This is a genomic window from Variovorax sp. KBW07 (assembly GCF_003852515.1).
In the GTDB taxonomy this organism is placed as follows: domain Bacteria; phylum Pseudomonadota; class Gammaproteobacteria; order Burkholderiales; family Burkholderiaceae_C; genus Variovorax.
Genome location: NZ_QAJK01000130.1, coordinates 1 through 24,159, shown reverse-complemented (window position 1 = coordinate 24,159; position 24,159 = coordinate 1). Strand labels below are relative to the sequence as shown.

Sequence of the window (24,159 nt, the reverse complement as noted above, 5' to 3'; positions counted from 1 at the left end):
GCAGGGATCGTAGAAACGCGGGCCTTCGGGTGCTGTGCCCCCCGCGCACAAAGCACTTGACGCAGCGTGCAGGCGCCTAGTGGTTAACCCGCAATCCCTTGGGCCGCGAAGGCGCTTCACAATGCGCGGCACCCCGGCTTCGTGTTGAAATCTTTCGTTCTCGTCGTCCTTGCAGTCCAGCCCGCATGACCGCCTCCTTGCTCCTGTCCACCGACCAGATCCCGCCGAAGGAGCGCGGGCCGCTGTGGTGCGAGTGGGTGTGGCGCCACTTCGGCGGCCTGGGTTCCGACCTGTACGACGACAGCGAATTCGATGGCCACCTGGCGGCCTCGCATGCCGGCGACGTGATCCTCACGCGGCTCGAAGCCAACCGGCACCGCGTGCTGCGCACCACGCAGATGGCACGCATGAGCGAAGCGCCGTACCTGAAGATCGTCGCGCCCTGGCAGGGCTCGGCCGAAGTCACGCAGCGCGGCCGCGCGGCAGCGGTGCGCTCGGGCGGATGGACGCTGTACGACACCACCGCCGACTACACCGTGGCCAACCCCGAGCGCAGCGACCACCTGATCGTGATGCTGCCGAAAGACCAGCTGGCCACGCCCGCGTTGCCGCTCAACGACCTGGTGGCGCGGCGCATCGGCGGCGGCAGCGGCATCTCGCGCGTGGCGCTGGAGACCATGCGCAGCACCTACCTGGAGCTGCCCTTCATGAGCGAGGCCGCGGCGCGTGGTGCCGGCGAATTGCTGATCCAGCTGGTGCGGCTGTCGCTGATGGAACTGGCGGGGCAGGAAACGCCGCAGACCCAACGCGAGGCGTTGAAAGACCGCATCCGCCGGCACGTGGCGCAGAACCTGCACGACCCGGCGCTGTCGATCGACAGCATGGCGCTGGCCCTGCGCTGCAGCAAGCGGCTGCTGCACAGCGCCTTTGCGGGCGACGACGAAACGCTGACCGGCTACATCCAGCACCAGCGTCTGGCCGTCAGCATCCGCGAACTGCTCGACCCGGCGAACGCGGCGAGGTCGATCACCGACATTGCGCTGGCTGCCGGCTTCGGCAATCTCTCGCACTTCAGCCGCGTGTTCCGCGAGCACACGGGCGGCAGCCCGAGCGAGTTCAGGCGGCAGGCGGCGCAGCGCTGACGGTCGTGGCGGTGCCCGTGCCCTGCGAGGCCTGCACCGCATCGTCCACGCTCCACGGCGCATACACCTCGGCGGACAGGTCGGGCGAATCGACCTTGGCCAGCAGGTCGCGCACGTTGTCCTTCACGCGCGCCAGCGACAGGCGCGCGCCGCGCACGCGCACGTAGGCGGCAAAGTCGCACAGCGCCTCGATGCTGGTGGCGTCGAGGTCCGGCGATTCTTCCAGGCTCAGCACCATGCGCCGCAGCGCCGGCGTGGCGTCGATGCGCGTGCGGATCGACGCGAACACCGCATCGGCATTGCCGAAGAACAGCGGCACTTCGGGCCGCGCGATCAGCACGCCCGGCGGCACCACGGCCTCGGGGTGGCGCCCCGTGTCGACGTAGTCGTGGCTCTGCCCCAGCCGGCCGAGCCAGCTGACGGTGGTGCGCGAGAAGCCGCGCAACAGCAGCAGCAGGCTCACGCCGATGGCCGCCAGCAGCCCGTCGAGCACGCCCAGCAGCAGCACGGCCGCGACGGCCACCAGCGCCACCAGCCGGTCGCGCCGCCAACGGAAATACGGCCGCATCGACGACGGGTTCAGCGAATGGCTCACCGCATTGATCACGATGGCGGCCAGCAGCGGCTCGGGCGTGTGCGCGATCCATGGCAGCAGCGTGAGTACCGCCACCAGCACCACCAGCCCGGCCACCAGGCCCGCCGCACGGCTCTGCGCGCCCGCCGATTCATTGGCCGAGGTGGCCGAGTAGCCCGCGCCCACCGGCATGCCCTGGAACAGCGCGGACAGCAGGTTCGCGCCGCCCAGCGCCAGCAGGTCGCGGTTGGCCGATACGCTGTCGCCGTGGCGCATCGCGAAGGTGCGGATCGAGCCATACGATTCGGCATACAGGATGAGCGCCATCGCGAATGCCAGCTCGCCCAAGCCCAGCCATTGCGCGCGGTCGAGCGAGGGCACGCCCGGGTGCGAGAAGTCGAGCGAGATCGGTCCCACCGCGGCCACGCCCCAGGCATGGCACAGCCCGCTCACGTCGAGCACGATGCCGCCCACGATCACCAGCAGCGCGGCCGGCACCGCGCGCCAGCGCGCCAGTCCGCGCAGCAGCACCAGCGCAACCAGCGCCATGGCCGCGCCGGCCAGGTTCCAGTGCCGCCAGTCGGCCGCGAGGCCCGCGATGAGCCTGAAGAAATCGCTGTGCGCGGGCTGCACCGCCAGCACCTTCGGCAACTGCTTGATCACGATGGTCAGCGCCAGCCCGAGCGCGAAGCCGCGCAGCACCGGCTTGGCGATCAGGCTCGACACCGCGCCCAGCTTGGCGATGCCCGCAATGACGAAGAAGACGCCGGCCAGCAGCACGATGCCCGCGCCCAGCGCCAGCCGCGTCGCGGCATCGATGCCCGGAACAGAGGTGGTGGCCGCGAACAGCACCGCGGCCGACGACGAGGTGGCCGAGACGATCGCGAAGCGGCTGCTGCCGAAGAAACCGTAGACCAGCAGGCCGGCGAAGAGCGCGATCACACCGGCCTGCGGCGGCAGCCCCGCAATGCCCGAATACGCGACGGCCTCGGGCAGCAGCAGCCCCGCGATGGACACGCCCGCCACCACGTCGGCGATGCCGGGGCGGCGCCCGGGGAGGCTGCTGCCCAGGCTCACTTGGCGGGCTTGTGGTCGTTGTGGTCGTGGGCGGGCTCGATGGCCGCCGTGGCGGCCACGGGCGCTGGCGCCGGCCCCGGATTGGTCACGCCGGTCCAGCCCGGCAGGTAGCGTGCGGCGGCGGCGCGCGCCAGTGCCACGGCCTTGTCGATGGTGGCTTGCGGCAGCGGCTCGGTCGCCGAGGGCTGCAGTTTTTTGGCCGGCAGCAGCGGGCGGAAATGATCGGCCCAAAGGAATTCCGCATACGGCGCCGCGTCCTTCGCGTAGCCGCCGGCCTTGCGCACGAAGCCGGCGAGCGCGCGGTACGGATCGTCGCGCAGCCTAGCCACGCTGGAAGGTATCGCGCTGTACTCGCGCCGCTTGCCCTTCTCGTCGAACGGATGCGCCCAGCGGTGGAATTCCATCAGCCGCCAGAACTGCTCGCCCTTGACCTCCGAGAGATCGTCCAGCTGCATCACCCACACCGTGTCGACCGACTCCTCATGCAGCGCACGCCCCAGGTGATGGTGGTCGACGATGTAGTAGCGCCCGCCCGGCCCGCGCACCGCCGGAAACCAGTGCGCGGCCAGCGTGCGCTCGCGCTCCTTGCGCTTGAGCTGGCTCCACTGCGTGCGCTTGGTCGCGACCTCGGCGCCGCCGACCGTGATCTGGGTCGGATGGAGTTCGCCGAGGGCGACGGAAATCAGGTTGGGTTTGGCGGTCATGGCAGGGCCTGTTGTCGGGGTTGCGGGAACCGGTGGCGGCGCGTCGGAAGGCATCATCGCCATCGACGGGCAGCGCCACAAGTGCCGCGCACGCTAGCAGCCTCAGGCGGACCGGAACCTGACGGCGCGCGCCACGTGCGCCGCGCCGGCGGGCCGCAGCCCGTTGGCGCCCGCGGCGTCGTAGCGCGCCAGGGCCTGGTGGTCATCGAGGTCTTCCACCAGTTCGAGCCCGGTGTCGCGCAGCTGGGCCGCCAGCGTTGTCGGATCGAAGCCCGACAGGAAGGCTTCGCCCACGGAAGACACGTCGCCGCGCAGCTTCTGGAACGCTTCATTGGCCGTGCCATCGGTGCGCAAGGCTGCCTCGTCGACGTAGGTGAAGACCAGCTCGCTGCCTTCCGGTGCACAGGAGGCAATGGCGCGCAGCGCGGCCAGGTTGGCTTCGCGCGTGAGGTACACGGTAACGCCGAGCCATGCGAAGAAGGTCGGCAGGGCGGGCTGGAAAGGCGAGCGTGCGAGCGCGGTGCCGAGGTCTTCGACCGACAGGTCGGCCTCGACGAAGTGCACGTCAGCCGATTCGGCAACGCCGCACTCCTGCAGGCGCTGGCGCTTCAGTTGCTGCGTGGACGGGTGATCGACTTCATAGATGCCCAGGCCTTCGGCCCACGCAGGGCGGCGGCAGACGAAGCTGTCGAAGCCCGCGCCGACGATCACGTACTGGCGGACGCCCCGGCTCACCGCGTCTTTCAGTGCGTCTTCGGTGTAGCGCGAACGCAGGATCACATCGGGGTAGGCCGCGTTCGCGCGCAGGCCCGCATCGAGCACCGCTTCCGGCGACAACGACGACAGCGATGCGGCTGAAGCTGAAGCGCCGAGCCGTGCCATGCCCCGTTCGCGAAAGGCCGTGCGCACGGATTCAGGCACGAGGCGGTCGCCCCACGGATCGTCCAGCAGTGGCGCGGGGTCGCTGCGCGAATGGAGTGCCCGCATCAACGAGGTGGCGAGGGCGGTGCGGCTGGCTTGCGATGGGTTCATGAAGAGAAAGGCTCCGGCGTTGCGAGGGCGCGAAGTTTCAACCCGCCGGACGCATCTGTACAGGGCATTGTTCAAGGCAATGGCCTGCGTGAAATGAATTCCATGGGCCTGAACCTGCTCGCGGCGCTCGATGCATTGTTGAGCACCGATGCGCGCGCGCATTGGCGGCACGAGGTGCCATGAATGCTTAAGCAGCGGTTGCCAACAGGTAAGCAGGAAACTTAAATCTTCCTAACTACCAGTCTTCGGCGCTGCCGTTTGCGATAGAAAAAAAGAGGGCCCCGATGGCCTGCAAAGCGTCTCGCATGGCACTTCCCGCTGGTATGGTCGTGCGCGCAAATCAAGCTTCACGCCATCACGCCACCTCGCCCGTTGTCGACGCACTGGGCCACGCACATGCCCATTCGTCACGCCCGAATCTTTCCGCGCTACGCCTTCTATTGCGTGCTGGGCGGCCTTGCCGCGATCTATCTCTTCTGCGCCATGATGCTGGTGCCGGCAAAGATCTACATCCTTCCGTATCTCATCACGCCGGACATCGTTCGCTACAAGGCAACGCTGTTCGTGCTGGTGCTGGCGATTCCCGCCGCGATCTACCTGATCTGCTGGAAGGGCAGCGACTTCTTTGCATGGTTGCGCGCGCCCGAAGTGCTGACCGTGGGCGCGCATGGGCTGCAGATGGGCAAGAACATCGTGGCCTTCGCCGACGTGACGCGGCTGCGCCACCGACACAACCGCAACCATCTGCTGCTGACCACGCGCAACGGCAACACGCTGCGGCTTCGGCTCGACCTGTGGGACAACGCGCACGCGCTGCTCGCCGAAGTGGAAGAAGCCGTGGGCGAGGTGCTGCGGCACGACGTCGAACGCCGCGTGCATTCAGGCGAGACCGTGGCCTTCGGCGCACTGGGGCTGAATGCGGAAGGCCTGGTGCACAAGGGCCAGCTCATTGCGTGGTCGAACATCGACACCATCCGCACCCAGTCCGACGAAGAGGGCATGGACGTCGACGAACACCTGGTGATCGTCGCCAACGGCAAGACCCGCAAGATCGATCGCTCGAAGATCGACAACGAGCCGGTGCTGATGGTCTGCCTGATGCAGCGCCTGCCGTCTGCCTGAGCCAATCCTTTCTTCTTTTCGCGTTTCTCTTCCTTCCTTTCTTCAACCACTCCAACACACATCGAATCGGGAAAAAATGGAAATCTACAGCTCCGCCAGCCAGCAGGAAAAAACCCGCCAGGACCGCCCTGTCTTCTATTCCCGCACGCGACTGATCGCCGGCGCCGTCCTCTGGGTGGTGGTGGCCTGCGTGCTGGCCGTGCTCTGCATTCGTGCGCAGGACAAGAACATCGGCATCCTCATTGCCGGCGCGTTCGGCCTGCTCGCGGCGTGGCTGGCCATCAAGTGCATCCGGCAGCTGGGCAACATCGATACGCCCGCCTTCGTCGTCGGCCACCAGGGCCTGACCTTCGAGAACGACATGCTGATTCCGTGGCACAACATCGTCGAGAACATCTGGGTCAACCAGAGCTACATGGGCATTCCCATCGGCAAGCAGATCCAGATCAGGACCGACCTGCCCAAGCCCAAGGCCCGCGTGCTGCGCCGCGCGACCGCGCTGCAGATTTCGGGCGACGAATACCTCGCCCTGTGCGACGCCTATCGTTGATGCCAAAGTGAAGCGCCCGGCGAGGCAAGGCCGGGCCCATGCTGGTACGCTGGCGTGCTTCCATCCCATGGACTGGGCTTTGCCGGTCTCACGCGCATGAATGCATCACACCGCCGGCCGGTTCCGTTGAACAAGGCCTACCGTCTGCTGAACCACGGCCCCACCGTGCTGGTAAGCGCCGCGCACGGTGGCCAGCGCAACATCATGGCCGCGGCCTGGGCGATGCCGCTCGACTTCGATCCGCCGAAGGTGGCCGTGGTGATCGACAAGAGCACGTGGACGCGCGTGCTGCTCGAAGGCGCTGGCCATTTCGCGCTGCAGGTGCCGACGCGCGCGCAGCTGGACCTGACGGAAGCGTTGGGCAACAGTTCGGGCCGCGAGATCGTCGAGCAGGCGGGACACGACAAGTTCGCGGCCTATGGCCTGCAGACTTTCGTGGGCACGGCGACCGATGCGCCGTTGCTGGAAGACTGCGTGGCGTGGCTCGAATGCCGCCTGCTTCCCGAGCCGCCGATCCAGCAGCGCTACGACCTGTTCCTGGGCGAGGTGATCGCCGCGCAAGCCGACTCGCGCGTGTTCGCCGACGGACGCTGGAACTTCGCGGGCCACGACGAACTGCGCACGCTGCACCACGTGGCGGGCGGGCACTTCATCGTCGATGGCGAACAGGTCGATGCGCGGCCTTTGCCGATGCCGATGTCTACGCCAGGCGCGCGCTGATCCGGTAGCGGGTGCTGAAGGTGCGACCGGCAGTCAGCGGCAAGCCGCGTCGGTGCGACAGCGGATGCCTCCCGGGCGGTTGCGCGACCCGGCTCAGGTCGAAGCACGAGTTGCAGGGCTCGATGCCCAACGCCTGGTTGCGTCCGTTCCAGGGCGCCTGGCGGCGTCCGCGCTGGCTCACCCACAACACGGCATCGGGCAGTTGCGCGCGGTCCCAGTCGAGCACCACCTCGATGCCCGAGGGATAGCGCAGCACGAAGGCCGATCGGCAGTCCTGCAGCTGAAGAATTTCTTCGGTCTCGAAGTCCAGCGGCAGCTTGCTGAAATCGGTTCTGCCGTCGGCACATGGCAGCGCTTCCAGCGAGGCCGCCGTGCGGTCGGGCGTGAGCCGCGACACCCCGGGCTCGGGTTGCATCGGATAGGTGTGCACGGCCGCGTATTCGCCCGGCAGCAGTTGCATGCCGCTCGAAGGCACGGCGAAGGTCGGGTGCAATGCAAACGGCAGCACGGTGTCGCGGCGCGGGTGCATCGTCAGGTCGATGTCCAGCGCCGGCGCATCGGGGTTGGGGCGAATGACGCGCTCCATCCACGCCAGCGGGTCGCTTTCGGGCAGCTCGATGCGCAAGGTGATGGCGCCGTCGCTGCGATCGACCAGCGTCCACGCATGGTTGGCCGAATGGCCGTGGTCCCATGGCGATCCGCCGTCGCGCGAAGCCCAACCCGCAGGCAGGCCATCGGGCGTTTGCGCCGGGCCGAAGGGCGCGCAGGGCCATTCGCCGCGCAACCCGCGCATGAGGCCGGACAGCGCCTGCGTGCCTTGCTCTTCGGCCCAGGGCGCGGTGTACAGCGGGGAAATGCGCTGTCCGTCGGGCAGCGTGAATTGCAGTGGTGCCAGCATGCCGCCGATGGCGCGCACGGTCAGCGCGCCGTGCGGCCAGTCGATGGACCAGAACGTCTCGTCGTCGCGGTTCGGTGTCATGCCTGGCGTGCCCTTGTAGTGGATCGATGCGAAAAGCACGATGGCGGTCATTGTCCGCGACGAACCTGCCGGGACAACGGCGCAAGCACGATGTCGCCCGTGTGCTCCTGCATCGGAAACGCCAGGCGCTGCAGCACCGCGTATTCGCGCAGCCGCGCTGCGCCGTGCGGGTCGCTCGGCAGATTGGCACCGGCCGATGGGTGGCACATCAGCACGTCGCCAGTGCGGCATTCCGAGAGCCACTCCGACAGGCAGGTCTGGTAGTGCTGCGTGTCGCCGGAAAAATCGTAGACGCCCAGCAGGCGGCGGCTCAAAGGAATTCCGCGCTTCTTCGCGAGCGCCGCCAGCCGTGCACCGCCCAGTGCATGAACGACCTCGGCCTTCAGCCACCCGCGGCCGTAGCGCCAGCCCGGTGCCGTGGCGCGGACCCAGGGCGGCGACACGGGGTAGCGACGCGCGATCTCTTCGACCAGGAACGCCCGCACGACGGGGAACTGATGCACGTGCCGGTGCCCATCGATGAACGCGGGCGCGCGGCCCATGGCGTCTTCAAAACGGTTCAGCTGATCGCGAATGTCCGCGTGGAGCGCGGCTGCGAACACCGTGCGCGTGTAGGTGCGGGCGAGCAGGCCGAACAGGCCGGGCTCGAAGCCGTCGACCGTCTCGGGGCGCGTGAGGTCCAGGTGCAGGCCCGTGTCCAGCAAGGCGGGGTCGAAGCGCCTCAGTGTCTTCGAGCCGGCGGCCCAGGCGCTGCGGCGCACCATGCAGCTGGTGGCGGAAATGTTGCCCCTCTCGGCCAGGTCGAACACGGCCGTGTTGATGCCGGGGCTCAGGCCGAAGTCGTCCGCGCAGATGCAGAGGTAGCGTGTCATCGACCCGAAGGAGTCTGGAGTTTCAGTCGTCGCCATTCGTTCCGGGAGCAGGGGGATGGGCAGATGCGGGTGTCACGGATGCAGCGGATGCGGCAGGTGCGCTGGCCGCGACGTCGAGGCAGTGCGGGTCCTGCCCGGCGCTGCCCGCGAAGCGCCATGCGGCAACGCTTCCGTGAACCGCGACCAGCTGCGCGCGGGCCAGCCAGGGGTGCGCGAGCTGCGCATTGCTCGGCGCGACCAGCCAGGTGATGCGGGGCACGCAGAGCGCGGCGGCAAGCTGCGTGCGATCGACCAGCGTGTTCGCGGCGCGCGCCGGATCGAAGCGGCCGGCATCGACGATTTCCTTGCGCCAGTTGTCGCGGGTGTCGGCTGCGGCGGCTTTCCAGTCGTCCGCAATGCGCACCGGCTGGCGCAGGTTCCAGTAGAACGGAATCTCGTAGAAATAGCTGTCGAGCATCAGCACCTGGTCGTCGGCGGCCACGGCCTGGCCCACGGGCAGCCGGAGCCGGGTGCCGGGCGGTACGGCATACATCGCGAGGCCGGCCACGCAGGCCACGCTCACGGCGGCGGAGGCCAGCGCCGTTGCGCGCACCCTGGGCACCAGCGCCTCCATCGACCGGCCCGCCAGCACGCGCTGCGCAATCAGGTAGGCCAGCGGCGGCAGTGCCGGCAGCACGTAGCCGATGAGCTTGGAGCGCGGCAGCGAGAAGAACACCACGACGACGGCGAACCAGATCCACATCAGCCAGTCGATGTCGGACAGCCGGGGCCGCGCCACGCCATCCCGGCCCCGTGGCACCAGCACCCAGGCGAACCACGGCAGCGTGAGCCCCGCCAGCACCGGCAGGTAGAACCAGATGCCATGCTCGTTGTTGAAGCCCGAGGAGGCGAAGCGCCTGAAGTGCTGCGTGACGACGAAGTAGTCGAAGAACGCCGGGTACTTCAGCTGCATGGCCACGAACCACGGGCCGGCCACGGCCAGCAGGATCGCCCAGCCGGGCAACCACACCGACAGCCGCAGGGCCGACGGCCTCCGCGTGACCGCGCACCACGCCGCCAGCACGCCCACGGGCAGCACGATGCCGATCAACCCCTTGGCCAGCAGCCCGGCCGCGGCGAACAGGTAGGCGCCGGCCAGCAGGCCGCGCCACGGCTCCTCGCGCTCGCGGGCCAGCACCGCGGCGGCGGCCAGCAGCACGGTGGGGGCGATGCAGCCGGCCACCAGCATGTCGAGGTTCGCGAACTGCGCACCCATGAAGAAGAAGGGCGTGGTCACCAGCACCACGGTGGACAGCAGCGCCAGCCGCACCGTCGACCAGCGGCGCAGGAACAGGAACAGCGCCGAAGCCGCCGCGCCCGCACCCACGATGGAGGGCAGGCGCGCGGCCCATTCCACCGGGCCGGTCACCGCCATGGCGGCCGCGCCGATCCAGTAGAACAGCGGCGGCTTGTGGAAGAAGGGCAGGCCGTCGAGCCGGGGCACCAGCCAGTCGCCCGAGTGCAGCATCGACAGCGCGATGCTGGCGTAGCGGCCTTCGTCGGGTGCCATGAGCGGGCGCATCCAGGCCGTTGCCAGCAGCCACGCGAAGATCGCGGCAACCAGCCACAGCGGCTGCGGCGACGTCCACCGGGCGTGGCCGGCCTGCCTCGTGTGGCCGGCCTGCCTCATGGCTGGCCGGCCTCGAGCCCGCTGCCGTGCTCGCGGCGCACCACGTACAGCGGGCGGCCCTTGACCTCTTCGTAGATGCGCGCGATGTACTCGCCCACGATGCCGGTGGAGATCATCTGGATGCCGATGAAGAACATCAGGCTCACGACGATGGTGGTCCAGCCCGAGACGGCGTTGCCGAACAGCACGTGGTCCAGGGCCACGTAGGCGCCATAGGCGAAGGCCGGCACGGCGAGCATCAGGCCGGCCACGCTTACCATGCGCAGCGGCCAGGTGGTGAAGGCGGTGAGACCGTCGATGGCCAGGTTCAGCAGCCGCCGTGCGTTGAAGGTGCTGGTGCCCTCGGCGCGCGGCGCGGGCGTGTAGGGCAGCGCCACGGCCCGGAAGCCGACCCACGCGTACAGCCCCTTCATGAAGCGGCTGCGCTCCGGCAGGCTCATGAGCGCATCGACCACCTTGCGGTCCATCAGGCGGAAGTCGCCCGCGTCGCGCGGCACCTCGAAGCGGTCGGACGAATTGACGAAGCTGTAGAAGAGCCTGCTGCCGATGCGCTTGAAGCGGCTTTCGTCGTTGCGCGCCTCGCGCACCGCGTACACCACCTCCGCGCCCGCGACCCACTGCGCGACCATGGCGTGAATGAGCTGAGGCGAGTGCTGCAGGTCGCCGTCGAGCAGCACCACCGCATCGCCATGGGCCGCGGCAAGGCCGGCGGTAAGCGCCGCTTCCTTGCCGAAGTTGCGCGACAGCGAGATGCAGCGAAAGCCCGACAGCTCGCACCACGCCTGCGCGACGGCGGCGGTGTCGTCGGTGCTGCCGTCGTCCACCACGATGATCTCCCAGCGCATGTGCGTGGCCCAGAGAATGTCTTCGAGCAGGGGCAGCAGGTTCCGCAGGTTGGCCGCTTCGTTGAAGCAAGGAATGACGCACGAGATGGTGCGTGCGCCCACTTGCGGAGCGGCCGGCGTGTTGGTGGCGGGCCCGGCTTGTACGGTGCTGTGTTCCGGTTGCGTGGCCTGCGGCACATCGATGCGCGCACTGGCGCGCGAGTGCCGGTTGGGGGTCGAAGAAATCATGGATGCCTCCAGAGCGATGCGGCCGCTTGCCTGTCGTCGGAAGCGCGGCCGGCTCTCGACGTGAAAAAACCCAGGAGCCACTGCCCCATGGCGAGCGCTCCGACGATGAGTGCCGCGAGCAATGCGCCGGCCGCGATGTCGAGCGGAAAATGAACCCCCACGAAGACGCGCGCCCAGCCGGTGGCGAGCGCCACGGCGAGCAGCGGCACACCCAGCCTGCGCAGGTCGGGCCGCAGCATGAAGGCGAACGCCACCATGAACATGACGGCCGCGTGCGTGCTCGGCAGCGACCCGCGCCCCGCGTGTTCGATGTACGACGGCGCCAGCCCCTGCATGAAGGGCCGCGGCACGTTCAGCGACAGCGCGATGCCATGCGCCACCAGCGAGGTCAGGCCGGCCACGGCCGTGACGATGCACAGGTAGGCCCGCTCGGAGCGATGGCGCCACATGGCCATGACGAGAACGGCCACGCTCACCCAGCTGCCCCAGAGGGCGAAGCCGGTTGCGACGGACAGCACCCAGGGCGTCGGCTGGCTGCCCGCGGTGATCCACTGGAACAGCGCGAGGTTGAGCGTGTTCACGGTGCGCTCCCCGCGAGCGGGTTGACGAAGAAGCTGAAGCTGAAGCTGAAGCAGTAGCAGGAGCAGGAGGCAGGCGCACGGCTGCGCCGGGTGCGGCGCGCGCACCCGAAAAATGCAGGGGTCACGGTCAGGACCTTTCGACGAGGAAGAGAGCCCGCTGCGTCGCGTCGGTGAATGAAGGCACCGGCGCTGGCGCGGCACGAAGAAGCGGCGCGCGTGGCGCCGCTGCTCAGATCCCCTGGGGCGGGGCAGCGGTGGGCGGCAGTCGCCGCCAAGGTCGCGAGGGCGTGGCCGGGGGCGGCGCGCCCCCGTGCGGCGGCACGCGCTCGGGTGCTTCTCGTTCGATGGGGGTGGCAAGGCGGGCCATGGCCAGCGTCAGAGGCAGCAGCGCGAAGACCATGGCCATGAAGCCGTCCAGCGCGGACATCAGCGCGTCGGGGTGATCGATGCTGGCCGGCGCCTGCGCGAAGACCGTGGTCTCGTGGTCGTTCGGATGGTCCGCGCGGTCGTCGGCCTCGAACTGCGTGGTGCCACCGAGGTTTCGAACCCGCAGCATGGGTTCGTCTTCGAGGCCGTCGCAGCGGAAGTGAACCGCGATGAAAGGCTGCAGAAGAATCAGCAGCATGCCCGCGACGCACCACGCCTTGTAGTGCGTTCGGGCGAAACGGCGGACACGTGCGAGCAGCATGCGCGGATGCTAGGTCGCGGTTGTGAACAGAACCTGATCGGCCCGGTCAGCCTCCAGCAAGGTGACGGTGCGAGTCGGGTGTAGACGCGCGTACGCGCGCCGGCCAGCTACAGCACGAACGGAATGAAGCGCCGCGTGCCGCGCATGTACGCGCGGTAGTCGTCGCCGAAATGAGCGATGCATTCCTTCTCGTCGCTCAATGCCGTCAGCACCAGCAGCAGCGTGGCCGCCACCACCAGCGCCAGCGTGAGCCAGGTGAACTGCTTCAGGAAGGCGCCCCAGGCCAGCAGCATCAGCGCCGTGTACATCGGGTGGCGGATGTAGCGAAAGGCACCGGTGGTCACCAGCGACGAGGTTTTCTCGAAACCATAGAGGGCCGGGTCGTCATTGCGCGCATCGCTGGGCTTGCCTTGCGCCTTGAGCCGCCGCACCGCGTGGATCGGCAGCCAGATCGACAGCGCAAGGAGCACGCAAGACAGCAGTTGCGTTGCCGAGAGCGGATCGACGTGCCACACGGGCAGGTTCACGATGATCAGCACCAGCATGCATTCCCACGCGAAGAAGCGGTAGAAACCGTGCGAGCCGGGCTGCCGCAAGGGGCCGCGCGAAACATAGAGCAGCGCGGCCGTGCCGGCGACGAACAGGAGGATCTGGAACCAGAAGAGCATGGCGGCCGAATTTACACGGCCCGCCCGTCTTCAGCCAGAGATCGAAAACCCGCCATCGACCGGGATGGCGGTGCCGGTCACGTAGTCCGATGCGGGGCTGGCCAGGAACACGGCGGTGCCGGCAATGTCGGCCGGCTGGCCCCAGCGGCCCGCCGCGGCGCGGGCCACCACGCGGTCGTACAGGCCCGGAATCTGGCTGCGCGCGCCGTCGGTGAGCTCGGTCTCGAACCAGCCCGGCAGGATGGCGTTGACCTGGATGTTGTCGGCCGCCCACGAGAGCGCGGTCGACTTGGTGAGCTGCACGATGCCCGCCTTGCTCGCGGCATAGGCCGGCGCGTAGGGCGCGCCGAAAATCGACATCATCGAGCCGATGTTGATGATCTTGCCGCCGCCGGCCGCCTTCAGGTGCGGGTGCGCGGCGCGGCTGCACAGGAAGGCGCTGGTGAGGTTGGTGCCCAGCACCTTGTTCCACTCGTCCAGCGAGAGCTGGTCGACCGGCTTGCGCACGGTGGTGCCGGCGTTGTTCACGAGAATGTCGAGCCGGCCGCAGCGCGCGGCCGCTTCGTCGACCGCCTTCTGCACCGAGGCCTCGTCGCTCACGTCGGCTTCGAGCGCGAAGCTGTCGCTGCCCAGTGCCTTCAGTGATTCGACCGCGGCGGCCGACTTCTGCGCGTTGCGCGCGGCAACCACGACGCGGGCGCCGGCCCTGGCCAACCCCTGGGCCATGCCCAGGCCGATGCCGCCGTTTCCACCGGTGACGAGGGCGACTTTTCCCGTGAGATCGAACATCAGGCAGCTTCCGGTTTCTTGGAGACGAGGGTCAGGATATCGTAGCTCGCGACCACGTCGCCGTCCTGGTTGGTCACCTCCACGTCCCATGCCACCACGCCCTGGCCTTGGCCGCTTGCGTCTTTCTTGTTGCGGTCGATCTTGCGCTTGCAGGTCAGGCGCGCGCGGATGGTGTCGCCGATGCCCACGGGCTTGACGAAGCGCAGGGTGTCCAGGCCGTAGTTGGCGAGCACCGGGCCCGGCGCGGGCGACACGAACAGGCCCGCAGCCGCCGACAGCACGAAGTAGCCGTGCGCGATGCGCTTGCCGAACGGCGACTCCCTGGCCGCCACTTCGTCGAAGTGCATGTAGAAATAGTCGCCCGAGATGCCGCCGAAGGCCACGATGTCGGCCTCGCCGACGGTGCGGCGGTGCGTGAGCAGCGAGTCGCCGATCCGCAGGTCTTCGAAGTGGCGGCGGAAGGGGTGCACCTCGCTCTCGCGCACGGCCGCGCCGCGCACGTGCTCGCCGGTGATCGCGGCCAGCATGGTGGGCGAGCCCTGCACCGCGGCGCGCTGCAGGTAGTGCTTCACGGCGCGCAGGCCGCCGAGTTCTTCGCCGCCGCCCGCGCGGCCGGGGCCGCCGTGCTTGAGCTGCGGCAGCGGCGAGCCGTGGCCGGTCGATTCGGCGGCGGCCTCGCGGTCGAGCACCAGCAGGCGGCCATGCCATGCGGCGGCCACGGGAATGGCCTTGGCCGCGATGGCCGGGCTGCGCGTGACCAGGGTGCCGACAAGGCTGCCACGGCCGCGCGCGGCCAGTGCCAGTGCCTCGTCGATGCCGTCAGTGCTGTCGTATGGCATCAGCGTGCTGACCGGGCCGAAGGCTTCGACGTCGTGCGCGGCATCGTGTTCGAGCGGCTTGCGGCTCAGCAGCAGCGTGGGCGCGAAGAAGGCGCCCTGGCCCACGCCGTCACCCACGGGCGAGAAGCCGTCGCGTTCGCCGTAGACCAGCTCCGCGCCCTGCAGCAGCGTGGCCACGCGCTCGGCCACGTCGACCTGCTGCGCGTGCGAGGCCAGGGCACCCATGCGCACCTCTTCGCGCGAAGGGTCGCCGATGACGGTCTTGGCGAGCCGCGCGCGCAGGCGCCCGGCCACCGCATCGAGGTGCTGGCGCGGCACGATGGCGCGGCGGATGGCGGTGCATTTCTGCCCGGCCTTGATGGTCATTTCGCGCGCCACTTCCTTCACGAAGAGATCGAACTCCTCGTCGTCGGGCGTCACGTCGGGCGCCAGGATCGCGCAGTTCAGCGAGTCGGCCTCGGCGTTGAACGGAATCGACTGGCGCACCAGGTTCGGATGCACGCGCAGCTTGGCGGCGGTGTCGGCCGAGCCGGTGAAGGTCACCACGTCGGGCCCTTCGAGCCGGTCGAGCAGGTCGCCCGTGCCGCCGATCACCAGCTGCAGGCTGCCTTCGGGCAGGATGCCCGACTGCACGATGAGCCGCACCAGCGCTTCGGTGAGGTAGCTGGTGGCCGTGGCCGGCTTGCCGATGCACGGCATGCCCGCCAGAAAGCTGGGCGCGAACTTCTCGAGCAGGCCCCACACCGGGAAGTTGAAGGCATTGATGTGCACCGCCACGCCGCCGCGCGGCACCAGGATGTGCGTGCCCGCGAAGCCGCCCTTCTTGCCGAGCGGAAAGGCCGGCCCTTCGTGCACCAGGTTGCCCGAGGGCAGCTCGTTGGTGCCGATGCCGGCGTAGGCGCTCAGCGTGCCGGCGCCGCCTTCGATGTCGATCCAGCTGTCGGCGCGCGTGGCGCCCGTGTGGGCCGAGATGGCGTAGAGCGTTTCCTTGTTCGCGGCGATGTATTTGGCCAGCGCCTTCAGGCGTTCGGAGCGCTGCTGGAAGTCGAGCGCCATCAACGCGGGCAGGCCGACGCGGCGCGCGTGGTTCAGCGCTTCGGCGAAGTCGATGGCTTCGGCGTGGGTGCTGGCCACGGCGCTGCCGTTGATGGCGCTGCGCAGTTGCTGCGCGGCTTGCTGGCCGATCCAGCGGCCGGCGATGTAGCTTTGAAGGGTGGTCATGAGGGTGTCCTTTGGCTTTGTATTGGCTCCTTCCCCTTCCGGGGGAAGGCTGGGATGGGGGCAAGCGGCGTGGGTTCGGCGCGGTGCCTCATCAAGTGCCGCTTGCCCCCACCCCGGCCCTCCCCCGGAAGGGGAGGGAGAAAGAGAAAGGCAAGAGGCGGTCAGTGCTTGTTGCCGATGCCCAGGTAGGTATCGATGATTCGTTGGTCGTGCAGCAGGTCGCGCGCATTGCCTTCCAGCGCCACGTCGCCCATCTCGAGCACGTAGGCGCGGTCGGCCACCTGCAGCGCGGCGCGTGCGTTCTGTTCCACCAGCAGCACCGAGACGCCATGCGTTCTCAGTTGCGCGACCACGCGCAGCACTTCGCGCACCACCAGCGGCGCAAGGCCCAGCGAGGGTTCGTCGAGCATCAGCAGGCGCGGCCGTGCCATCAGTGCGCGGCCGATGGCCAGCATCTGGCGTTCGCCGCCCGACAGCGTCGACGCCATCTGCGGCTTGCGTTCGCGCAGGCGCGGAAAAATCTCGAACACTTCTTCCATGCGCGCGCGCTGGTCGCGCTTGCCCTTGCGCCACTGGTAGAAGCCGCCGAGCAGCAGGTTGTCTTCGACCGACATCTCGCCGAACAGCTCGCGCCGCTCGGGCACCAGCGCCACGCCGCGCGCCACCATGGTCTCGACGCCGGGGCGTGCGATGCGCTCGCCGTGCAGCGAGAGGTTTCCGGTGGAAGGCAGCAGGCCCATGGCCGCGCACAGCAGCGTGGTCTTGCCGGCGCCGTTGGGGCCGATCACGGTGACGATCTCGCCTTCGTTCACGTGCAGGCGCACGCTGTGCACCGCTTCGACGGTGCGGTAGGCGACGCAGAAATCTTCGAGTTGGAGGATGGGGGCGCTCATCGTGCGTCTTCCAGCAGTTCGTCGTCGGCGCCGCCCAGATAGGCTTCGAGCACGCGCGGGTTGGCCTGCACTTCGGCGGGCGTGCCGGTGGCGATGACGGTGCCGAATTCCAGCACCGTGATGCGGTCGGCCAGGTTCATCACGAACTCCATGTCGTGTTCCACCACGAGGATGCCGAGGCCTTCGGCGCGCAGCTGGCTCAGCAGCTCCGAGAGCGCGCGCTTTTCCAGATGGCGCAGGCCGGCGGCGGGTTCGTCGAGCAGCAGCACCGAGGGCTGGCCGGCGAGCGCGCGGGCAATCTCGACCACGCGTTGCTGGCCCAGCGAGAGCGATGCGGCCGGCGTGTCGGCATGCGCGCCAAGGCCGCAGCGTTCGATCTGGCGGCGGGCTTCGGCCATCAGCGCGGCTTCTTCGGCGCGGTCGAGCCGCAGCATCGCGGCGAGCCAGCCGCGCTTGGCGCGCAGGTGGGCGCCGAGCGCGACGTTTTCCACCACGCTGCGCTGGCCGAGCAGGCGCACGTGCTGGAAGGTGCGGCCCAGGCCCAGTGCGGCAAAAGCGCGCGAGGGCCTGGTGGCCATCGACTGGCCCGAGAGCCGCACTTCGCCCGAGGTCGGATCGTCCACGCCCGAGATCATGTTGAAGAAGGTGCTCTTGCCGGCGCCGTTGGGGCCGATCAGCGCGTGAATCTCGCCGGCCTTCAGCGTCATCGAGATCGCGTTGTTGGCGACCAGGCCGCCGAAACGCTTGCTCACGTCGCTGGCTTCGAGCAGCAGCTGGCCCGTTGCGGGCAGCGTGCGCTGCGCGAGTTGCACGGTGGCGCCGTTCGATGCGGCAGCGGGCACGGCCTTGCGCCCATCGTCGCGCACCCAGCGCCGGGACAGCCGCGCCAGCGTGGGCCACAGGCCGTCCGCGAAGCGCTGCAGCACGAACAGCATCAGCAGGCCGAACACGATCACTTCGAAGTTGCCGCTGGTGCCGAGCAGCGAGGGCAGGATGTCCTGCAGCTTCTCTTTCAGCAGCGTGATGAGCGCCGCGCCGAGCACCGCGCCCCACAGGTGGCCCGCGCCGCCGACCACCGCCATGAACAGCAGCTCGATGCCGATGTTCAGGTTGAAGGGCGTGGGGTTCACGAAGCGCTGCAGGTGCGCGTAGAGCCAGCCCGACACCGCCGCGAGCAGCGCGGCCAGCACGAAGAGCTTGATGCGGTGGCGCGCCGTGTCCACGCCCATCGACTCGGCCATCAGCCGTCCGCCCTTGAGCGCGCGGATGGCGCGGCCTTCGCGCGAATCGAGCAGGTTGTGCAGCGCCCACAGCGCCAGCAGCAGCACGGCCCAGATCACGATGCCCAGCGCGCGCGGGGTGGCCAGCGACACGCCGGCGACCACCAGCGGCGGCACGCCCGTGATGCCGGTCTGCCCGCCCAGGAACTCCATGTTGCCGAACAGGTAGTACAGGCTCAGGCCCCAGGCGATGGTGCACAGCGGCAGGTAGTGGCCCTGCAGCTTGAGCGTGACCGCGCCCAGCGCCCAGGCCAGCGCGAAGGTAAAGGCCAGGCCCAGCAGCAGGCCGGCCCATGGCAGCAGCCCGGGACCCACCGCGCCGCCCATCCACGCGGCGGCGGTGGGCGAGGTGCAGATCCACGCCGTGGCATAGGCGCCCATGCCGACGAATGCGGCCTGGCCGAAGGAGGTCATGCCGCCCACGCCGGTCAGCATGACCAGCCCGGCCGCGACCAGCGCATAGAGGCCGATGTTGCTGAGCACCGAGACCGTGAACTCCGGCAGGAAGCCCCAGGCCAGCGCCAGCAGGACCACGAAGACCAGCGTGAGCTGGCGCGGCGTGACCAGCGGCTTGCCGGCGGGTGCGTTGTTGTTGCTGTTGCTGTCCACGGCGGCGGCGTTGTTCGAAGACGGGTTCATTCCTCGTCCTCCACGTGATGGCTGCGCAGCGAACGCCACCACAGCACCGGAATGATCAAGGTGAAGACCAGCACTTCCTTGAAGGGGCTGGCCCAGAAAGAGGCGAAGGCTTCGAGCTGGCCGACCAGCAGCGCGCCGACCAGTGCCAGCGGATAGCTCGCGAGCCCGCCGACGATGGCCGCCACGAAGCCCTTCAGGCCGATGAGGAAGCCGGTGTCGTAGTACACGGTGGTGATCGGTGCGATCAGCAGGCCCGACACGGCGCCGATGAGCGCCGCGAGCGCAAAGCTCAGGTCGCCCGACAGTTCGGTCGGAATGCCCGACAGCCGTGCGCCCACACGGTTGATGGCGGTGGCGCGCAGCGCCTTGCCGACCATCGAGCGGCCGAAGAACAGGAACATGGCGATCACCAGCAGCAGCGTGACGCCCACCACCACCAGCGATTGCCCGCTGACCGGAATGCCGCCGATGTCGAAGCGCGCGTCGGAGAAGGCCGTGGTGCGCGAACCTTCGGCACCGAAGAACAGCAGGCCCAGCCCGACCAGCACGCCATGCAGCGCGACCGAGACGATCAGCAGCATCAGCACGTTGGCATCCGCCAGCGGCCGGTAGGCCAGGCGGTAGAGCAGGGGACCGAGCGGCATGATGAGAAGCAGCGTGGTCAGCGCCTGCCCCGCCATCGAGGTGGGCTTGAGCAGCAGCACCAGCGCGGCGGCGGCCAGCGGCAGCACCACGCACCAGGCGAGCGCCGAAGCCCAGTCGACCACCGCGCCGCGCTTCCAGCGCACGGCCTCGACCACCAGCACCATCACCGCCAGTGCCAGCAGAAGCCACAGCGTGGCCGGCACGCGGCCGGCCTGCAGCATCGCCATCGAGAGCGCCCCGAAGGCGACGAACTCGCCCTGGGGAATGAAGATGACGCGCGTGACCGAGAACACCAGCACGAGGGCGAGCGCCATCAATCCATAGACGGCACCGTTGACGATGCCGTCCTGCCCCAGAAGCAGGGCGATCTGCAAATCCATAAGAAAACCTTCGGGCTCGGCCCGTGTGTCGAATCAGTGTCTGCACCGTTTGGCTCCTTCCCCCTTTGGGGGAAGGTTGGGATGGGGGCATGGCTCGTTCGGCGCAGTGCTTGATCAAAAGCCGCTTGCCCCCACCCCAACCCTCCCCCGAAGGGGAGGGAGCAAGTCAGAGGTGCTTCAGGGCTGGTACTTCCAGGCGCCGTTTTCGATCTTCACCATCACGCGGGCGCGTTGGTCCAGGCCCAGGTGGTCCTTCTCTGTCATGCTGAACACGCCGTGCGCGCCCGACACTTCCTTCACCTGTTCCAGCGCATCGCGCAGGGCGGCACGGAATTCAGGCGTGCCCGGCTGGGCCTTCTTCAGCGCGGCCGGCACGGCCGAGGTCATGAGCAGGCCGGCGTCCCAGGCGTGCGCGCCGAAGGTCGACACGGTGCCCTTGCCGTAGGCTGCTTCGTAGGCCGACACGTAGGCCAGCGCGGACTTCTTGACCGGGTTGGCGGCCGGCAGCTGCTCGGCCACGAGCACCGGGCCCGCGGGCAGGAAGGTGCCTTCGACGTCCTTGCCGCCGACGCGCAGGAAGTCGGCATTGGCCACGCCGTGCGTCTGGTACATCTTGCCGGTGTAGCCGCGCTCCTTGAGCGTCTTCTGCGGCAGCGCGGCCGGCGTGCCCGAGCCCGCGACCAGCACGGCGTCGGCCTTGGCGGCCATGATCTTCAGCGCCTGGCCGGTCACCGACGTGTCGGTGCGCGAGTAGCGCTCGTTGGCGACCACGGTGATCTTCTTCAGCGCGGCGGCCTTTGCGAATTCTTCCGACCAGCCTTCGCCGTACGCGTCGGAGAAGCCGATGAAGGCGACCGTCTTCACGCCGTTGGCGGCCATGTGCTCGGCGATGGCCAGCGACATCATGATGTCGTTCTGCGGCGTCTTGAAGACCCACTTCTTCTTGGCGTCCATCGGCTCGATGATGCGGGCCGAGGCGGCGATGGAGATCATCGGCACCTTGGCTTCGCTCACCACGTCGATCATGGCCAGCGAGTTGGGCGTGGTGGTCGAGCCCAGCACGATGTCGACCTTGTTCTCGGCGATCAGCTTGCGGGTGTTGGCCACGGCGGCCGTGGTGTCCGACGCGTCGTCGAGCACGATGTAGTTGATCTTCTGGCCCGCGATGGTCTTGGGCATCAGCGAGATGGTGTTCTTCTCGGGGATGCCGAGCGAGGCGGCCGGGCCGGTGGCCGAGACCGTCACGCCGACGTTGACGTCGGCCCAGGCCGCGGCGGCGGTGGCGCACAGCGCGGCAATCAGCAGGGGCTTGAAGAATTTCATTTGGATTTGTCTCCGGGTTGAAAAATGGTTGAAGCCTGAAGTATCTATCACCGCTCGTCGAAAGAGAGCGTGACGCGTTCGGTAAGGGGGTGGGCCTGGCAGGTCAATACGAAACCGGCGGCGACCTCATTCTTGTCGAGCGCGAAGTTCCGTTCCATGCGGACTTCCCCGTCCACGCACTTGGCGCGGCAGGTACCGCACACGCCGGAAGTACAGGAGAAAGGAACCTCGAGCCCGGCCGCCGATGCCGCATCGAGAATGCTCGGCTGGCCTTCGGTGAAAGTGATCTCGCGCTGCAGGCCGTCGCGCACGATGGTGATGCGTGCCTGCTTGGCGTCGCCCGGCAGCGCTTCGTGCACCACGGCGCCGACCTGGGCGGTGGATGTGGCCGAAGGCAGCGCAACGCCGAAGCGTTCGATGTGGATGCGGTCTTCGGGCACGCCGGCCGCGAGCAACGCGGCCTCGGCCTCGTCGTTCATCTGGAACGGGCCGCAGACGTACACGTGGTCGATGTTTTTCGCGGGCACCACCGACGCCAGGAACTCGCCGATCTTCTCGCGGTTCATCACGCCGAAGCCCAGCGGCGAATCGGTGTGCTCGTCGGAAAAAACGTGCTGCAAAACGAGCCGCGTCATGTAGCGGTTCTTCAGGTCCTCGATTTCTTCCTTGAACATCGTGGACTGCAGTTGCCGGTTGCCGTAGATCAGCGTGAAGCGGCTCGCGGGCTCGCGCGCCAGCACCGTCTTCATGATCGACAGGATCGGCGTGATGCCGCTGCCGCCCGCAATGCCGACGTGGTGCCGCGCGGCAGCCGGCTCGATCGGCACGAAGAAGCGGCCCTGCGGCGCCATGACCTGCAGGGTGTCGCCCGGTTGCAGGCTGGCATTGATCCAGTTCGAGAAAACGCCGCCGCGCACCTTGCGCACGCCGACGCGCAGCTCGCCGTCGTCGAGGCCGGCGCAGATGGAGTACGAGCGGCGCAGGTCCTGCCCGTCGATGTCGTGGCGCAGCGTGAGGTACTGGCCTTGCGTGAAGCCGAAAACCTGTTGCAGGTCGGCCGGCACTTCGAACGAGACGATGACGGCCTCGGACGTGTCGGGCTCGATGGCCTTCACGCGCAGGGGATGGAAAAGGGTGCTCATCGTGGGGACCGTCTCAGATTGGCTTGAAGTGTTCGAAAGGCTCGCGGCAGGCCATGCAGCGGTACAGCGCCTTGCAGGCGGTGGAGCCGAAGGCCGAGAGCCGTTCGGTGCGCTCGCTCGCGCAGCGCGGGCAGGCAATGCGCTCGCCGGCGATGCGGCCGAAGAGCTTGATGGGCATGGCGGTGCTGGCGGCGGCCTCGGGCGTGAGGTGGGCGGGCGGCGCAATGCCGTAGGCCTTGAGCTTGGCGCGGCCTTCGTCGCTGATCCAGTCGCTGCTCCAGGCGGGCGCGCGGCGCAGCGTGGCGCGAGCGCGGCCCAGCCCGGCCTGCTCGATGGCGGCCAGCACGTCGTGCTCGATGGCCTCGGTCGCGGGGCAGCCAGAATAAGTGGGCGTGAGAACGATCTCCAGCCCGTCATCGTGCTCGATCACTTCGCGCACGATGCCCAGGTCGCAGACCGACACGGCCGGCACCTCGGGGTCGAGCACCGTGTGCAGCACGGCCCACGCCGCATCGACGCGCGAGGCGACGGCCGCGCCGGTGCCGGTGGCATTCATCACCACACGCCTCCGGGAAAGCTGCGCTGCAGGTGCTGCATCTCGGTGAGGATATAGCCCATGTGCTCGCTGTGCACGCCTTGCTTGCCGGTGCTGCGAAACGCGGCTTCCTTCGGCATCGCGAGGCCGGCGGCGTCGAGCACCTGCTGCATCTCGGCGAGCCAGGGCTCGCGCAGTTCGCTCCATGCCGGGCCGAGGCCGCTGGCGCTGGCTTCGGCATCCACCGCATCGCTCTCGAAGAGTTCGGGCACGTAGAGCCAGAGCTGCTTCAGTGCCTTGTCGGTGCGCCGGTGCGATTCGTCGGTGCCGTCGCCCAGGCGCACGACCCAGTCGGCCGAATGCTGCTGGTGGTAGCGCGCTTCCTTGACGGCCTTGCCGGCGATGGCGGCCACTTCGGCGTCGCTCGACGAGGCCAGCCGTTGCCAGAGCAGCTTGAGCAGGGTGGCGACCATGGTGTTGCGCAGCACGGCAAAGGCAAAGTCGCCGCGCGGCAGTTCGACGAGCGTGAGGTTGAAGTAGTCGCGTTCTTCGCGCAGGTAGGCGAGCTGGTCTTCGTCGTGTTCGCGGCCCGAGCCGTCGGCGCCTTCGAGCTTGCCGGCGTGCGTCAACAGTCCACGCGCCTGGCCGACGAGGTCGAGCGCGATGTTGGCCATGGCAATGTCTTCTTCCAGCACGGGCGCATGGCCGCACCATTCACCGAGGCGTTGCGCGAGCACGAGGCAGGTGTCTCCGATGCGCAGCAGGTATTGCACGGCGGGCGTGCGGTTCAGTTCGATCGATGCTTGCATTTCAATTTTTCCAGCTTGCGTTGTGCTGTCGGGGGCTTGTGTTTTTGGCGCTGCTGTTTGGGAGCGGGAGCGGGGTCATTCTTGGCGTGTGCGAATGACACCGGGTACTTCCCTGGTTCGAGCGGCGCACCGACCGCATCGAGCTGAACGCGGCGCAGCCCGAGTTCCACCTGGTGCCCGACCGCTCGCGGCCGTTGGACTTCGAGGTCTATT

The 24,159-nt window shown here is 68.5% G+C and carries 24 protein-coding genes; 5 read left to right on the top strand and 19 right to left on the bottom strand.

Annotated features, from left to right (window positions below; translation table 11 throughout):
- Positions 1–185 precede the first annotated feature (185 nt).
- Entirely contained in the window at positions 186–1,142 is a 957-nt protein-coding gene (locus tag DBV14_RS24475; protein ID WP_124462987.1) for a helix-turn-helix domain-containing protein, read from the top strand.
- Here the strand turns inward: DBV14_RS24475 and DBV14_RS24470 are convergent.
- From DBV14_RS24470 to DBV14_RS24460, 3 genes are all read right to left on the bottom strand, one after another.
- Positions 1,117–2,793 carry a SulP family inorganic anion transporter gene (locus DBV14_RS24470; protein WP_260397212.1) on the bottom strand — a complete coding sequence of 559 codons (1,677 nt, stop codon included), beginning with the start codon at positions 2,791–2,793 and terminating at the stop codon, positions 1,117–1,119. The genes DBV14_RS24475 and DBV14_RS24470 overlap by 26 nt on opposite strands.
- Positions 2,790–3,497 (bottom strand): ParB-like protein, encoded by a 708-nt coding sequence (locus DBV14_RS24465; RefSeq protein ID WP_124462985.1) that lies wholly within the window; start codon positions 3,495–3,497, stop codon positions 2,790–2,792. The genes DBV14_RS24470 and DBV14_RS24465 overlap by 4 nt, the downstream gene beginning before the upstream one ends.
- A 102-nt stretch (positions 3,498–3,599) precedes the next feature.
- Positions 3,600–4,529 carry an SAM-dependent methyltransferase gene (locus tag DBV14_RS24460; RefSeq protein WP_185546114.1) on the bottom strand — a complete coding sequence of 310 codons (930 nt, stop codon included), beginning with the start codon at positions 4,527–4,529 and terminating at the stop codon, positions 3,600–3,602.
- 396 nt (positions 4,530–4,925) lie between these two features.
- Here DBV14_RS24460 and DBV14_RS24455 point away from each other — a divergent pair, with 396 nt between their 5' ends.
- From DBV14_RS24455 to DBV14_RS24445, 3 genes are all read left to right on the top strand, one after another.
- Positions 4,926–5,651, top strand: coding sequence for a hypothetical protein (locus DBV14_RS24455; protein ID WP_260397211.1), 726 nt, complete (start codon positions 4,926–4,928; stop codon positions 5,649–5,651).
- Positions 5,652–5,727: 76 nt separating this feature from the next.
- A complete protein-coding gene (locus DBV14_RS24450; protein ID WP_124462981.1) occupies positions 5,728–6,201 on the top strand; it encodes a hypothetical protein in 474 nt (157 codons plus the stop codon).
- Positions 6,202–6,297: 96 nt separating this feature from the next.
- The gene (locus tag DBV14_RS24445) at positions 6,298–6,921 is read left to right on the top strand and encodes a flavin reductase family protein (protein ID WP_124462979.1); all 624 of its coding nucleotides are present in this window, start codon (positions 6,298–6,300) and stop codon (positions 6,919–6,921) included.
- Here DBV14_RS24445 and DBV14_RS24440 read toward each other — a convergent pair.
- The 16 genes from DBV14_RS24440 to paaC all read right to left on the bottom strand — a co-directional run bounded on the left by DBV14_RS24440 (position 6,902) and on the right by paaC (position 23,946).
- The gene (locus tag DBV14_RS24440; RefSeq protein WP_124462977.1) at positions 6,902–7,951 is read right to left on the bottom strand and encodes a hypothetical protein; all 1,050 of its coding nucleotides are present in this window, start codon (positions 7,949–7,951) and stop codon (positions 6,902–6,904) included. The two genes, DBV14_RS24445 and DBV14_RS24440, sit on opposite strands and share 20 nt — an antisense overlap.
- On the bottom strand, positions 7,948–8,772 hold the full coding sequence (locus tag DBV14_RS24435; RefSeq protein WP_260397210.1) for a ChbG/HpnK family deacetylase: 825 nt from the start codon (positions 8,770–8,772) through the stop codon (positions 7,948–7,950). The genes DBV14_RS24440 and DBV14_RS24435 overlap by 4 nt, the downstream gene beginning before the upstream one ends.
- Before the next feature lie 22 nt (positions 8,773–8,794).
- Positions 8,795–10,441, bottom strand: a complete 1,647-nt coding sequence (locus tag DBV14_RS24430) for a glycosyltransferase family 39 protein (protein ID WP_124462973.1) — start codon at positions 10,439–10,441, stop codon at positions 8,795–8,797.
- The gene (locus DBV14_RS24425; protein WP_124462971.1) at positions 10,438–11,514 is read right to left on the bottom strand and encodes a glycosyltransferase family 2 protein; all 1,077 of its coding nucleotides are present in this window, start codon (positions 11,512–11,514) and stop codon (positions 10,438–10,440) included. Before DBV14_RS24425 ends, DBV14_RS24430 begins: the two co-directional genes overlap by 4 nt.
- Entirely contained in the window at positions 11,511–12,095 is a 585-nt protein-coding gene (locus DBV14_RS24420) for a phosphatase PAP2 family protein (protein ID WP_124462969.1), read from the bottom strand. The genes DBV14_RS24425 and DBV14_RS24420 overlap by 4 nt, the downstream gene beginning before the upstream one ends.
- A 229-nt stretch (positions 12,096–12,324) precedes the next feature.
- The gene (locus DBV14_RS24415) at positions 12,325–12,783 is read right to left on the bottom strand and encodes a hypothetical protein (RefSeq protein ID WP_124462967.1); all 459 of its coding nucleotides are present in this window, start codon (positions 12,781–12,783) and stop codon (positions 12,325–12,327) included.
- Between the two features lie 107 nt (positions 12,784–12,890).
- A complete protein-coding gene (locus DBV14_RS24410) occupies positions 12,891–13,451 on the bottom strand; it encodes an isoprenylcysteine carboxylmethyltransferase family protein (RefSeq protein WP_124462965.1) in 561 nt (186 codons plus the stop codon).
- Between the two features lie 30 nt (positions 13,452–13,481).
- Positions 13,482–14,240 carry an SDR family NAD(P)-dependent oxidoreductase gene (locus tag DBV14_RS24405; protein ID WP_124462963.1) on the bottom strand — a complete coding sequence of 253 codons (759 nt, stop codon included), beginning with the start codon at positions 14,238–14,240 and terminating at the stop codon, positions 13,482–13,484.
- Positions 14,240–16,300 (bottom strand): phenylacetic acid degradation bifunctional protein PaaZ, encoded by a 2,061-nt coding sequence (paaZ, locus tag DBV14_RS24400; protein WP_124462961.1) that lies wholly within the window; start codon positions 16,298–16,300, stop codon positions 14,240–14,242. The genes DBV14_RS24405 and paaZ overlap by 1 nt, the downstream gene beginning before the upstream one ends.
- A 161-nt stretch (positions 16,301–16,461) precedes the next feature.
- A complete protein-coding gene (locus DBV14_RS24395; RefSeq protein WP_124462959.1) occupies positions 16,462–17,193 on the bottom strand; it encodes an ABC transporter ATP-binding protein in 732 nt (243 codons plus the stop codon).
- Complete coding sequence (locus DBV14_RS24390; protein ID WP_124462957.1) at positions 17,190–19,112, bottom strand: ATP-binding cassette domain-containing protein; 1,923 nt, start codon at positions 19,110–19,112, stop codon at positions 17,190–17,192. Before DBV14_RS24390 ends, DBV14_RS24395 begins: the two co-directional genes overlap by 4 nt.
- Positions 19,109–20,137, bottom strand: coding sequence for a branched-chain amino acid ABC transporter permease (locus DBV14_RS24385; protein ID WP_124462955.1), 1,029 nt, complete (start codon positions 20,135–20,137; stop codon positions 19,109–19,111). Before DBV14_RS24385 ends, DBV14_RS24390 begins: the two co-directional genes overlap by 4 nt.
- Before the next feature lie 177 nt (positions 20,138–20,314).
- Positions 20,315–21,460 carry an ABC transporter substrate-binding protein gene (locus DBV14_RS24380; RefSeq protein ID WP_124462953.1) on the bottom strand — a complete coding sequence of 382 codons (1,146 nt, stop codon included), beginning with the start codon at positions 21,458–21,460 and terminating at the stop codon, positions 20,315–20,317.
- A gap of 47 nt (positions 21,461–21,507) precedes the next feature.
- A complete protein-coding gene (gene paaE / locus DBV14_RS24375) occupies positions 21,508–22,602 on the bottom strand; it encodes a 1,2-phenylacetyl-CoA epoxidase subunit PaaE (protein WP_124462952.1) in 1,095 nt (364 codons plus the stop codon).
- Positions 22,603–22,615: 13 nt separating this feature from the next.
- Positions 22,616–23,158: a 1,2-phenylacetyl-CoA epoxidase subunit PaaD gene (paaD, locus tag DBV14_RS24370; protein ID WP_124462950.1), complete on the bottom strand. Its 543-nt coding sequence runs from the start codon at positions 23,156–23,158 to the stop codon at positions 22,616–22,618.
- The gene (gene paaC, locus DBV14_RS24365) at positions 23,158–23,946 is read right to left on the bottom strand and encodes a 1,2-phenylacetyl-CoA epoxidase subunit PaaC (RefSeq protein WP_124462948.1); all 789 of its coding nucleotides are present in this window, start codon (positions 23,944–23,946) and stop codon (positions 23,158–23,160) included. Before paaC ends, paaD begins: the two co-directional genes overlap by 1 nt.
- A gap of 137 nt (positions 23,947–24,083) precedes the next feature.
- Here paaC and DBV14_RS34025 point away from each other — a divergent pair.
- The coding region (locus DBV14_RS34025; RefSeq protein ID WP_311732862.1) for a hypothetical protein at positions 24,084–24,159 on the top strand (76 nt) is incomplete at its 3' end.